14 protein-coding genes are annotated in these 12,857 nt (G+C 40.5%); 6 read left to right on the top strand and 8 right to left on the bottom strand.

All coding sequences use genetic code 11. The annotated features are described in order from the left end of the window. Positions 1 to 388: 388 nt before the first annotated feature. Positions 389 to 1,066: a phosphoribosylformylglycinamidine synthase subunit PurQ gene (gene purQ, locus AC504W_RS01580; protein ID WP_494875910.1), complete on the bottom strand. Its 678-nt coding sequence runs from the start codon at positions 1,064 to 1,066 to the stop codon at positions 389 to 391. Positions 1,067 to 1,174: 108 nt separating this feature from the next. Then, positions 1,175 to 1,453, bottom strand: a complete 279-nt coding sequence (gene purS, locus AC504W_RS01585) for a phosphoribosylformylglycinamidine synthase subunit PurS (RefSeq protein ID WP_015113453.1) — start codon at positions 1,451 to 1,453, stop codon at positions 1,175 to 1,177. Between the two features lie 146 nt (positions 1,454 to 1,599). Between purS and AC504W_RS01590 the strand changes: the two genes are divergently transcribed. After that, entirely contained in the window at positions 1,600 to 1,986 is a 387-nt protein-coding gene (locus AC504W_RS01590; protein WP_096584615.1) for a Fur family transcriptional regulator, read from the top strand. Positions 1,987 to 2,047: 61 nt separating this feature from the next. Here the strand turns inward: AC504W_RS01590 and AC504W_RS01595 are convergent, their stop codons facing one another. From AC504W_RS01595 to AC504W_RS01605, 3 genes are all read right to left on the bottom strand, one after another. Further along, positions 2,048 to 3,046, bottom strand: coding sequence for an SPFH domain-containing protein (locus AC504W_RS01595; protein WP_494875912.1), 999 nt, complete (start codon positions 3,044 to 3,046; stop codon positions 2,048 to 2,050). A 57-nt stretch (positions 3,047 to 3,103) separates the two neighbouring features. Next, positions 3,104 to 3,535, bottom strand: a complete 432-nt coding sequence (locus AC504W_RS01600; protein ID WP_494875914.1) for an NfeD family protein — start codon at positions 3,533 to 3,535, stop codon at positions 3,104 to 3,106. A gap of 294 nt (positions 3,536 to 3,829) precedes the next feature. Continuing rightward, positions 3,830 to 4,711, bottom strand: coding sequence for a hypothetical protein (locus tag AC504W_RS01605; protein WP_494875916.1), 882 nt, complete (start codon positions 4,709 to 4,711; stop codon positions 3,830 to 3,832). Positions 4,712 to 5,035: 324 nt separating this feature from the next. On the opposite strand from AC504W_RS01605, the gene AC504W_RS01610 reads away from it, so the two are divergent. Together AC504W_RS01610 and AC504W_RS01615 are read left to right on the top strand one after the other, a co-directional pair. Next, a complete protein-coding gene (locus tag AC504W_RS01610) occupies positions 5,036 to 5,626 on the top strand; it encodes a hypothetical protein (RefSeq protein WP_494875918.1) in 591 nt (196 codons plus the stop codon). 226 nt (positions 5,627 to 5,852) lie between these two features. Then, a complete protein-coding gene (locus tag AC504W_RS01615) occupies positions 5,853 to 6,149 on the top strand; it encodes a hypothetical protein (protein ID WP_494875919.1) in 297 nt (98 codons plus the stop codon). A 96-nt stretch (positions 6,150 to 6,245) separates the two neighbouring features. Here AC504W_RS01615 and AC504W_RS01620 read toward each other — a convergent pair whose 3' ends face one another. Both AC504W_RS01620 and AC504W_RS01625 read right to left on the bottom strand, forming a co-directional pair. Further along, a complete protein-coding gene (locus AC504W_RS01620; RefSeq protein WP_494875920.1) occupies positions 6,246 to 6,614 on the bottom strand; it encodes a hypothetical protein in 369 nt (122 codons plus the stop codon). A gap of 86 nt (positions 6,615 to 6,700) precedes the next feature. Further along, positions 6,701 to 6,931, bottom strand: coding sequence for a hypothetical protein (locus AC504W_RS01625; protein WP_494875921.1), 231 nt, complete (start codon positions 6,929 to 6,931; stop codon positions 6,701 to 6,703). 144 nt (positions 6,932 to 7,075) lie between these two features. Between AC504W_RS01625 and AC504W_RS01630 the strand changes: the two genes are divergently transcribed. From AC504W_RS01630 to AC504W_RS01640, 3 genes are all read left to right on the top strand, one after another. Then, complete coding sequence (locus tag AC504W_RS01630; RefSeq protein ID WP_494875922.1) at positions 7,076 to 9,670, top strand: CHAT domain-containing protein; 2,595 nt, start codon at positions 7,076 to 7,078, stop codon at positions 9,668 to 9,670. Between the two features lie 159 nt (positions 9,671 to 9,829). Then, positions 9,830 to 11,764 carry a 4-Cys prefix domain-containing protein gene (locus AC504W_RS01635; RefSeq protein WP_494878523.1) on the top strand — a complete coding sequence of 645 codons (1,935 nt, stop codon included), beginning with the start codon at positions 9,830 to 9,832 and terminating at the stop codon, positions 11,762 to 11,764. Between the two features lie 386 nt (positions 11,765 to 12,150). Then, positions 12,151 to 12,423 (top strand): ferredoxin-thioredoxin reductase variable chain, encoded by a 273-nt coding sequence (locus AC504W_RS01640; protein ID WP_494875923.1) that lies wholly within the window; start codon positions 12,151 to 12,153, stop codon positions 12,421 to 12,423. Between the two features lie 5 nt (positions 12,424 to 12,428). Here the strand turns inward: AC504W_RS01640 and AC504W_RS01645 are convergent, their stop codons facing one another. After that, positions 12,429 to 12,653: a hypothetical protein gene (locus tag AC504W_RS01645; RefSeq protein WP_096584591.1), complete on the bottom strand. Its 225-nt coding sequence runs from the start codon at positions 12,651 to 12,653 to the stop codon at positions 12,429 to 12,431. Positions 12,654 to 12,857: the final 204 nt, after the last annotated feature.

Consider the following 12,857-nt stretch of genomic DNA (forward strand, 5'->3'; position numbering starts at 1 on the left):
TGCGGTAATGGTTAATTAACTGATGCGAGTTTGATGGATATCAAAACCCCTCTGCAAGCCTTTTCCTGTGGAGGAGAGGTTCATCTAACTCAGGTTTAATTAGCAATTTATCAAGTCAGTTTTTCTAAGATAGTAATTGCGAATACTCTGCCAGTTGCCACAGAGATTTCAAATTTTGACAAAAATATCTGATAAATTCTATGTGCCTTTATACAAAAAATCAGGTTATTGGCACTAAAGTCGGGTGGGAAATGATGGAAAGTTGCTAAAAACCTGAGTTTTACGTTGTGGACATTGCTTACCTTACAGTTAATCAGGTTACAAAAAAAATTAGGGAACATCACTGCTCCCCTCTGCTTACTTGCTATATTTACCGAAAAAGTTAAATTTACACTAAAGCAGCAACTTTCTCTAATAACCCTTGAAATAGACTTAAGCCATCACTGTTACCTAGCATGGCATCAGATGCTCTTTCTGGGTGTGGCATCATCCCCAAGACATTGCCTTGACGATTGCAAATTCCCGCAATTTTGTTGAGTGAACCGTTAGGGTTCTCGCCTGCATAGCGAAACACTACCTGTCCATTGTCTTCTATTGCCGATAGAGTTGATTTATCAGCATAAAAGCGACCTTCTCCGTGGGCAATAGGTAAAGTAATTACTTCACCAGTGCTGTAAGTTGTTGTCCAAGGAGTATTTGCATTTTCTACTTTTAAAGGGACGCGATCGCAAATAAAATGCAAATCACGATTTCTGGTTAATGCCCCAGGTAAAAGTTTAGCTTCAGTTAATACCTGAAACCCGTTACAAATACCGAGAATAAACTTCCCCTTTTGTGCATGTTCAATCACCTGTTGCATTACAGGCGAGAACCGAGCGATCGCACCGCAGCGCAGATAATCACCATAACTAAAGCCGCCGGGGATGATAATTACATCCAAATCAGCAATATCAGTGTCTTGATGCCAAACCATGCGCGTTGGTTGACCTAACAAGTCTCTGGTGATGTATGCAACATCGCGATCGCAATTAGACCCTGGAAAAACAATAACGCCGAATTTTGTCATTGGTCATTGAGAAGTAAAAAGTAAAAAGTAAAAAGTAAAAAGTAGAAAGTAAAAAGTAAAAGGGCAAAAGATGATGTCCTTTTACTTTTACCTTTTACCGTTTAACTTTTAAAACACTCCCGTCTGTGTTTCGACTTCAATTAAATCAAACCGATAGTTCTCAATCACGGGATTTGCTAACATCTGGTCACAAATGATGTTTAAATCTTGACGTGCTTTTGTCTCATCAGGGGAGATGATGGTGAATTCTATGTACTTACCAATCCGCACATGGTCAACAGTATCGTATCCCATTTGCTTGAGACCAGATTGTACAGCCACACCAGCAGGGTCTAGGACTGAAGGACGAAGCGTTACGAGAATTTTAGCTAGATACTTCCGTTGCACAGTTTTTTTGCTGAATGCTGCGATCGCTATACTATAACTTTCTGTTCCAACTGAGTGAAAATAAGATTGTGAAACAGTTAAAGTTAATTTAATTAGATAGCCAGTATAACAGCTTCCACTACAGTGGCGAATATCCCCAATTGCTTATGAGAGCCATACGCACCCGCAGTCAAGAGCGGATTTTAAACCTACTGAAAAGCATGAAACAAGGCATTTCCGCCCAAGATATTTATATTGAATTGCGTAATCGCAATCAGAATATGGGTTTAGCTACCGTTTATCGCTCCTTGGAAGCTTTAAAACTTGAAGGTTTGGTGCAAGTGCGGACTTTAGCTAATGGTGAAGCCCTCTACAGCCTAGCGCAGCAAGACAAACACCATTTAACTTGTCTACAATGTGGCACTTCAATACCCATTAATCAATGTCCAGTTCATGACCTAGAAGACCAACTACAAACCAATCATAAATTTAAAATTTTCTACCACACTTTAGAGTTCTTTGGTTTGTGTGGTCAATGTCAGGTTAATGAATAGTCCAGAGTCAAAAGTCCATAGTCCATAGTCAAACCATTGACCCTTGACACTTGACCATTGACTATTGACCATTGACATCGCTCATTTGTTTAGCCAACAAAGAGTTCGAGTCTGTTTGAGTATCAGAAACTATGGAGCGAATACCCTCGAAGGCCGCCGGAATGGTGCGAGGATCGATAAACATGACCTTGCTGCTATCGCTTTTACCAATAGTCGCGCCCATATCTAGATAACCTAAAGCAAACAGAACTTCTAACGCTTTATTAGCATTGGCGTTGGTGTTGATTTTTTGGGCAATAATTTCGGCTGATTCTGCAATGGCTTGGGCTTTAAGAACTTGCTGTTGGCGTTCGGCTTGGGCTTTGAGGACGATCGCTTTTTGTTCCGCTTCAGCATTTAAAATTACGGATTTTTGCCGGGCTTCTGCATCTAAAATTTGGGCTTCCGCTTTACCTCTAGCACTGTTAACGGCTGCTTCCCGTTCACCTTCAGAATTTAAAATTGCCGCCCGTCTGCGTCGTTCAGCGGACATTTGCATTTCCATTGATTCTTGTACTGCTTTGGAAGGGATTAAATCTCGCAGTTCTACCCTTGTTACTTTTACGCCCCAAGGATCTGTGGCGATGTCTAAATCGCGTAACAAAAGCTCATTGATTTGTGTCCGGGCGGTAAAAGTTTCATCTAACTCCAGTTGTCCCATTTCTGAGCGAATTTGAGTTAGTACCAAGTTTGTCATTGCCAACTGGAGATTTTCTACCTTATACCAGGCTTTTTCCATATCAACAATCCGCCAGTACACTACCGCATCTACTTCAATGCTCACGTTATCGCGGGTGATACATTTTTGTGGGGGAATATCTAAAACTTTTTCGCGGATGGTTTGTTGGTAGACGACTTTATCTAAAAAAGGTAGAACAAAATTGAGTCCTGGTTCTAGCTTTTTGTTATAGCTACCTAACCTTTCTACCAAAGCTTCATTACCTTGATTAATAACTTTCACAGAACCTGCAACCGCAGAACCACCAAGGGCTAAAAATACTAGTAAAAAAAACTGTTCCACTGTAAATCTCCTAGTTATTAAATATTTTCAAATCTCAACTTTCACACTTCATACTTCCTATGAATGCAATAAATTTTCTGGCATGACAATTAACGTAGTGCCTTCTCTTCTGACTACATAAACTCTTTGATGGGGAGCAACATCGAGTTTGTCATCATCGCATCTAGCACGCCAAGAATTGCCTTCATATAGCACTCGCCCTGTTTTACCAGCCGGAATTTCTGTTAATGTTTCAGCTATAACTGCATCTTGAATTTTTGACTTGCGTCGTCGCGGTTGCAAAAATCGCCGGGATAGTAACACCAACATTGTTGAAAGCAATAGCCAAACGGCTACTTGTAACCATAAACTCAAACCAAGTTGGGAAAGTAGTGCCACTACAAAGGCGCTAATTCCCATCATGAAGGCTACAAAAGCTGACGGTAAAAACAGTTCCGATAAACACAAAACCGATCCAGCTAGGAGCCAAATTAAAGTAAAACTTGGCATAGAGCCATCCTAGACACTACATTTACGAAAAGGATTTCTAAGTTTAGATCCACTGATAAATAGATGTTTTACACAAAGCTAACCTTTATCTTTTGAAAATTAATTTTGATTAATTTCAGTGACAAGATGTAGCCAGATGTACACAAAACCAGTCTATTCTAGCCAGCAAGTCTTTGACATCTGAATGTAATCGAAATTCATGAGATCAACTACCTACGCACTTCGCCATTTTTCATACACTACAAATTTAGTGTTTAAGCGATCGCCTTCTTTGGTAGTATTTATACCTTAGTTTTAAGGTGCAATGGTTTTAGAAACATCTGGCGCGAGAATGAGCAAATGTCCTGGATCACCTTCTTGAATAGCGATGACTGCTGGACGGTTATTCGGTGGGGCATTTGGTGGTAGTGTGGAAAACAAATAAATCCAACCGCTACGTTCTAGAAGTAAACGCCAAACTCTCGGCTGCTGGGGATTACTGACATCAGTATCTTCTTGACCGCGGAGATCTTCAAATAAACCTCTATCGCCAATTATTTTGTAGCCTTTTAATGGCGGATCAGCAAACTCATCTTCAAGTTTGCGTCCCGCGACAAATTTGTCTGCTGGGGAAATAAGAGCAATTACAGGTAAGGTGGAATTTTGCCCCGCATCTCGCCTTGCATCAGCAATGCCTTGCCACTGGGCTAACCAAAAGATGACAATTAAAACCCAAGATACAATGACAATTTCATTGACAAGCGATCGCAAAAAATCTACTAAACGCAGCTGTTGAGAACTGTAGTTAACCAGAGAATTGATAAATCTAGCTGTGATTGACCGCCGATGTTGAGTTGCGCGGATGAGGCGATGTGATAAATCGTGAAAACTGTTAACTATAAATTCGCTAGTGACTCTAATTAACCATAGAGTCACGTTAATAGCGATCGCCGCCAACAAAAAAGCGATCGCTGTTCTGCATATTGTCCAACCATCCCCAAGAAATATTTGTATGGGAACTATAAGAAACGACTGTGCAGGTAAATCTAGGTTAGAAATTTCTAGTTGGAAAAAAGAAAAATATGCCCAACGGTAAATCCAACCTGCAAAGAAAAGAGCCGCACCTAGTAAACCAATTACACTAGTAAACTTGCCTAAAATATTTGGATCTGCGGTCGGATTGGGGTTGGAAGTCACAAAAGCACTCCAAGGAATTAGCAAAAAATAGATTATTCAATAAATTAATGTGAGTTGAATGAACCTCTCCCCAACCCCTCTCCGAAGCGGAAAGGGGCAGAGATATTACTTGTTTTCACCGAAAAAATAGAGTTTCAAAGCCTCTCTCCCTTTGGGGGAGAGGTTTGGAGAGGGGTTTTAAAAATAAGTTGCACATTGCAATAAACAACGAAAAACACCGTATTTCTTAAATCAATCAATTTATTTTCCGTTATTTTACGGAAATTTGCTAAATAGTAAGGAAGTTAAATAAAAAATTAATACATAAGAAACAGTGTAAAGACTATGGCAGCTTTTCTGAAAGTAATGTTTGCAGGAGTTGTGATGACAGGAGGAGTGCTGGCAGCAAACACCATATCTGCAATTGCCAAAGAAGTCAAGACGGGAAGTTTATTAATAGCACAAACACCAGCAAAATCACAGGTTATAGCATTGCCCATCGCTTTACCAGATTCAGCGGATATTTCTTTAAAAGATGGAGAATCCGTGAGTGGTAGGGTAATTAGAGTAGATGCTCAAGGACAAACATTAACAATTCAGCGTAGTAGCAAAACTCGCTCTATTCCTCTAAATAAAATTGACAAAGTGCTGTTCAAAAATGCCGCTGCTTATGTAACTCGCGTTTATCCAAGAATGCGCGGTGAACGCAAACGCCCTATAGGTAAACCAATAACTTGGAATGGTGTACCTCTAAATACTTTTACAATTAAAAATCCAGTTAAAGGTGAAGCAGAAGTTACGTTGGCTCCCCCTGTAGTTTCCCGCGCGGGGTTGTTAGGTATTCAATCAGTAGCTAAAGATCGGCGATATGTAGTAGATCGAATCCAGTTTGATCCGCAGAAAAAAACAATGACTATTCAAGCAACACCTTATTAAATCAGTACACAGTTATCAGTTATCAGTTAGTAAGCTAATCGTCATTTAAGTTGCACCATGTTCATGGGAATAAAAGCTGCAAACCCTCTCCCCTGCTCCCTGCTCCCTGCCCCCCTGCGGCCTCAATGTGCAAATTAAATGCTTAACAGCTTAAGCCGTAACGTATGTGGATTACGAAATCGGATCATTTCTGCTCGTCTAGCAACTCGTACAGAAAGAAAACTTTATGAACAATTCTGAAGAAGAATATATATTACAACTGCGCCCACGCCCTCATGAAACAGTATCTCTAGAAATCCCCAAAGATACCTTAGAATCGCTCAAGAAAATAGCAAACAGTCGAGATATGTCTTGTGAGGCATTACTTAAATTTTATATTGGGCAAGGGTTACGCCAAGATGTAGCTAAGTTATTTTCTAACCGCGTGCTAGAAGTTACCGCGCAAGTTCTGGCACAACATATTCAATCAGAAGCAGAAATTTCAGAGATTTTACAAGAAATTAGCTCTCAAACTAATTATTAATGCGATCGCTTGACTTTTTAGATTACAAGATCCCCGACTTCTTTGAGAAGTCGGGGATCTGAGTAGGGTTGACGTAAGGAAAACCAACACCAATATTTAGCTTGAGGTAATACTTAAAGCCATACCTTGACGCATTGCACGCTTGCGATCGCTTTTTCGAGTTCCTCCAGCCATTTGATATTCGTGGCTATTGTTGCCAAACTTATAAGCAATTCCCCGCAAAATATTTTCAGAATAATCTGCTAAATATTCCTCATTTTCCACAATCTGGGTTAATAAAACATCAATACTAGAAAGAGTAGTATTATACGATTCCAGTAATTGTCTCATCTTTTCTATTTTTTCAGTATAATCTGTGACTGTTAATCCTTCCCCTACATCCAGAGTTGAACTGATAGATTTAATGCTGGCTAGAAGCATTTCGGCTTTTTCGAGAATACGTGAAGTGCGCTTTCTTCTTGACATAATTAATACTCATTTTTTGAGTTAACCTTTACTCTATAGTGAACAATTGTATAAAAAGTTGCCATACGTAAAATTATTGATTTTTGTTAAATAATCAATGTTAAAGCGGAAACTACTACAGACTGAAGAAAATACGGAAATGTAAAAGCAGAAGTTACTTCCAGGAAAACAAAAGTTAGTTTCCCTAAAGCAGAAGTTACTTCCAGGAAAACAAAAGTTAGTTTCCCTAAAGCAGAAGTTACTTCAGGGAAAGCGGAAGTTATTTCCGGGAAAGCAGAAGTTACTTCAGGGAAAGCGGAAGTTACTTTAAATAGCATCAAATTTGAGTTGGTGATCGCCCTACTATATAAAAATGTAGTGTTTGCAAAAGTGCGATCGCTTGAGCATTTGTGAACGACAAGATCCCCGACTTCTTTAAGAAGTCGGGGATCTAAGGCTCTCTATTTATAAAAAATTGCAATATGCAAAAAATTCTTACCAGTATATTAGCTGTATGTGTTTACCTAACGCCCTTAACAGTGACACTCATCGCTCAACCCAGTTGGGGAGAAACAGAAACACCCCAAGCACAAACAACTGAAAAACTACTACAACAGGCAATACAAAAGAGAGAACAACAAGAATATCAACAAGCCATCCCCATATTCCAGCAAGTTTTGGTTATGGCACAAGAACAGAAAGACCAAAAACTTGAAGCAATAGTGCTTAATAATCTAGGGTTTTGCTACGACGCATTAGGAGAACAGCAGAAAGCCCTGTCATTTTACAACCAAGCTCTGCCCCTATATCGTGCAGTGGGCGATCGCTCTGGGGAAGCCACCACTCTCAATAACATTGGTGCAGTCTACGACACATTAGGAGAAAAGGAGAAAGCACTGTCATTTTACAACCAAGCTCTGCCCCTTAGACGTGCTGTGGGCGATCGCTCTGGGGAAGCCACCACTCTCAATAACATTGGTTCAGTCTACTGGGCATTAAGAGAACAGCAGAAAGCACTGTCATTTTACAACCAAGCTTTGCCCCTTAGACGTGCTGTGGGCGATCGCTCTGGGGAAGCTGCTACTCTCACTGGTATTGGTGCAGTCTACGACGCATTAGGAGAAAAGGAGAAAGCACTGTCATTTTACAACCAAGCTCTGCCCCTATTTCGTGTAGTGGGCGATCGCTCTGGGGAAGCCACCACTCTCAATAACATTGGTGCAGTCTACTGGGCATTAGGAGAACAGCAGAAAGCACTGTCATTTTACAACCAAGCTCTGCCCCTATTTCGTGCAGTGGGCGATCGCTTTGGGGAAGCTGCTACTCTCACTGGTATTGGTTCAGTCTACAACGCATTAGGAGAAAAGGAGAAAGCACTGTCATTTTACAACCAAGCTCTGCCCCTTAGACGTGCTGTGGGCGATCGCTCTGGGGAAGCCACCACTCTCAATAACATTGGTTCAGTCTACGACGATTTAGGAGAAAAGGAGAAAGCACTGTCATTTTACAACCAAGCTCTGCCCCTTAGACGTGCTGTGGGCGATCGCTCTGGGGAAGCTATTACATTGGCTAATAGAGGTATATTATTTCAAAATACTAATCGACCAAGTGAAGCTATTACTGATTTAGAAAAATCTCTGCAAATCAACTTAGAATTGCGTCGGGGTTTACAGCAAGAAAATCGCCAAAAGTTTTTACAGCAAAATGACTGGAGTGCAACTGCTTTAGTTGATGTCTTGATTAATCAAAAGAAAAATGACCAAGCTTTTGCCTGGGTTAACCTGTTCAGCACTGCTGATTTAGCTGACTACAATCGTCTAATTAATGCCAAAGTTGCTAACCCCGAAGCCCAACAAGCTATTAATAATTGGAATTTTAAAAATCAACAACTAGAAACTCAACGACAACAACTGCAAAATAACTTTTCCGCAGACTTTGCTGAAAAAGTTCGCCAATTAGAAACACAAATCTATCAGCAAGCCACAGATATATCTCGCCAATTTCCCGAAGTTGCCGAACTCTTTGAAACCACACCCGCCGATATTGACAAGCTTAAATCATCTATCTCCGCCGATACGGTAGTAATTCAACCCGTCTTGCTAACAAATGCAAGAGATATACCAAAATCTTTAGCAATATTTATCTTAACTAAAAATAAAGTAACCGTTATTAAAACATTAATCAAACCAGATGATTTTGATCAACTGCTTACCCAATATCTAGAGCAATTAGAAGATGACAGTGATTTTGGTTTTGCAGAAAATAGCACTAAATTATATGATATTCTCATTCGACCTGTAGAAGCTGAAATCCAAAAATTGCAACCCAAGCAATTAAGCATCATCGCCACAGGCAAATTCAGCTATCTCCCTTTTGAAACCCTCAGAGACAGGAAAACAGATAAGTATTTAATCCAAAAATATCCCGTTAATTATCTCAGCCGCATTTCTACAAGTTCTTTAAGTTCATCAAAAGAAACTACAAGCCAAGCACCAAAAGTTTTGGCTTTTGGTAATCCTGTACCTCGTGAATCACAGAATTTACCAGGTGCAGAAACAGAAGTTAACGAAATCGAGAAATTACTACCAGGAAGCGAAGTTTATCCTGGCAATAAAGCCACCCTAGCAAATTTCAAAAATCAGGTCTTTCGCTTTAATTTTGTCCATTTAGCAACTCATGGCTGCTTCCAAAATGCCGACTGTACAACAATAAATTTAAAAAATAATTCATTGCTGTTTGCCGATGCACAGTTTAACATCGCCGATGCAGCATTTTTAGGTTTAAAAGGTACACAATTATTAACCCTTAGTGCTTGTCAAACTGCCAAAAAAATTGATGATAAAGGCGTAGGTATTGCTGGTGTTGCCTATATATTTGAACGCGCTGGCGCTAAAGCAGTAATGGCGAGTTTGTGGGCGGTTGAAGACGAATCAACCCAAAAACTTATGATTGATTTTTATACAAATCTCCAGCAAGGTAAGAGTAAAGGAGAAGCACTACAACAAGCCAAGTTAAAGCAAATTGACCGCCATCCCTTTTATTGGTCGCCATTTGTCATCATTGGCGATGCACGGTGAAGAGAAGGAGGCAGAAGGCAGAAGGCAGGAGGCAAAAGGCAGAAGGAATAACTGTGAGACTTTTGTCATTACGAATTACGAATTGCAAATTAGTATGAGTCCTATAATGATTGCCAATATCTCGACAAAATTTTTGTCAATGCGTAAGTCTTATTTATGATGATTTCAACTGAACGCATAATTTATTGTATAAATCCTAGCTGCGATCGCCCGGCTAACCCAATAGAAGAGCGCATCTGTGCTAATTGTCAAACTCCCTTAATTCACCGTTACCTTTGGGCTACTGGCACTTTAGCCGCCAATATTCTACCCGAAACGCAAGTTGCAGAGCGATATGAAGTTATTCAACAACAAATATGGCTGGATACTCAACCAGGTCTACCACCAGAAACCTTACAAGACTTACCAAAAGCCGTTATTCCTTACTTAAAGCTATATCAACAGCAGTTACATCTTCCGCAAGTCTATGGGGTGGCTTCTTTTGAGGATGAAGATGATATTCTCTTACTAGAAAATGTGCCGATAGATGCAACAGGCAATCTTTACCCCACCATTACTGATGCTTGGGAACAAGCCACAGCAGTTAGACAAGTTTATTGGCTATGGCAAATTCTCCAACTTTGGCAACCTTTAGCAGAACTAGAAGTTGAGCAAAGTTTACTCATTCCCGATAATTTACGCGTTCAAGGTTGGTGTGTGCGTTTGTTAGAACTGCATCCCACCCAAGTTGATGAAAAACCCAGCTTAAGGGATTTAAGAAAATCTTGGCAGTCTTTGATAGCATTAGCTCAACCACAGATAGCTCAATCATTGCAGAAGATAGTTGAGCAAATGTGCGATCGCCCAGTAGATTTAGAAACTATTACCACTCAACTTAATAGACTGTTACTCTCAGCCGCTGCCGAATTACCTCTTAGTTTGCAAGTTGCAGGCGCAACAGACATAGGCACAGAACTCACCCAAAACGAAGACACTTGCTATCCCAGTACCGATGAACCATATAATCCACTCATCCCACGCTTATCAATGGTTTGTGATGGCATTGGTGGACATCAAGGTGGTGAAGTTGCCAGCCAAATGGCAGTACAATCATTAAAATTGCAAATCCGTGCCTTATTAGCAGAAGTCGCCGAACAAACTGAACCCGTAGCGCCAAAATTATTGCAAGAACAGCTAGAAGCCAGTTTGCGGGTAGTCAATAATTTAATTTCCTCCCGCAATGATGAACAAAAACGCCAAGGTAGAGAACGAATGGCAACAACCTTGGTCATGGCACTGCAATTACCCCAAAGAATCGCCACAATCTCAGGATGGATATCCGATAATGCCCATGAACTTTATTTAGCTAATATTGGCGATAGCCGCGCTTACTGGATAACCCGTAACTACTGCCAGTTACTAACGGTAGATGATGATGTAGCGTGGCGAGAAGTCCGCTATAGCAGAAGTTTATATCGTCAAGCACTCCAGAGACAAGATGCAACAGCTTTGACTCAAGCATTAGGCACAAAAGATGCAGAATCTCTGCGAATCTCAATTCAAAGATTCATCATTGATGAAGAAGGATTATTATTGCTGTGTTCTGACGGTTTAAGTGATAACGATTGGGTGGAACATTCTTGGCAAGAGTTTGCTATTCCTGTGTTAGCAGGTGAAGCTTCCATTGCAGAAACTGTGCAGAATTTGATTAATCTTGCCAACCAAAAAAATGGTCATGATAATACTTCTGTGGTTCTCACTCTTTGCCGTCTTTCTAAAGAATACTTAGTGCCAGTAACTTTAGTATCGCCACCAGAAGAGATTGTCGAACCAGAAACACCAGAATTAGAAGAACCTGCTTTGGCAGAAAGCGCTCAAGCCTTATTAGACTTGGATTTGACAGAGGAACCAACACCGCCACCAATACCCACACCAATCAAGAAACCTCATCAACGTAAAAAGCCTTTAGTAACCGTTGGCGGATTATTAGCTTTGTTAGTTGGGGGTACAACTTTGGGATTATTCGCTTGGTGGCTACTAAACCCCCAAACATTCCAGCAAGGATGTCAGAAATTACCTCAACCAATACAGTCAGCCTGTCCACAGCGCCAGTAATCAAAACTTATATACTCAATCTCAACAACAAACCTTTGTGCATAAGTTCTATGACTGTCAGACACAGCATCTAGGAACGTAATATCCATTTGATGTAGAATTGGAACTGTCGTTAAAACGCACAGAAAAACTAAAACGAGTCTTTCTTAGCCTGTTAGCTGACAAATCCTCAAAAAAGCGCTTTTGAGACACCAGCAAGAGTGGACAAGTGCAACGAGGAAAAAAGCAGTGAGACATTTGTCGCTGATTAACTATGAACAAAGCCTGCACGGTCAGGCTTTGTTTGTATAAAAGTGATAAACGCATAAAATAAAGCGTTTGTCTTGATGATATGGGAAAAAACTGTTCTCAACAGTTTGTTTTTCAAGCAGCAAGTTCGATGAGGGATGGCTGTGGAGATGCTTGTAGAACCGCAAAAGCTAGGTATAAATGTTCTTATGAAAGTTGGCGATCGCGTCCGTGTTAATCAATCGGTAGTAGTCTACCATCATCCTGAACATCGCTCTCAAGCTTTTGACCTCAAAGGCTCAGAAGGCGAAATTGTGGATATTGTGACTCAATGGCAAGGTAGACCTGTAAGTGCTAACTTGCCAGTATTAGTTCAGTTTAGTAAAAAATTTAAAGCCCACTTGCGCGAGAATGAGTTAGAAATTATCTAAACTTCTCAAAAGCGGCGAAGGAACCACCGAAAAATGTTGAGTTCGCCGCGCATTTTTTTAAGTTCTTGACGGTGATATTTTGCTTCAGCGTCATACCATTGACAATAACGCTGAAACTCTAAGCGTTGCTGAACTTCATAATAAAATTCATGGGTGGTTTGGTACCCACTAAAAGTTGCTTCAACTTCAGGTTGGGGAGAGGGAATAATATGAGGTAATTCTTGACGCATGATTCTCACAACATAGTGTTCTGGGTCTTGAGAGATTCAACCACCAAAACTTCCAGACTATTGAAATTATAGCTATTAGCAACAACACGACTGCGGCTGATACCGTTTCACTTTAAGTCTGATACAAATAGACCTCAGGGGAGCAGGGAGCAGGGAGCAGGGGGCAGGGGAAAAGAGTAAACAACCAATGAATTTGTATCAAGA

The sequence above is a fragment of the Nostoc sp. C96 genome (assembly GCF_059384975.1).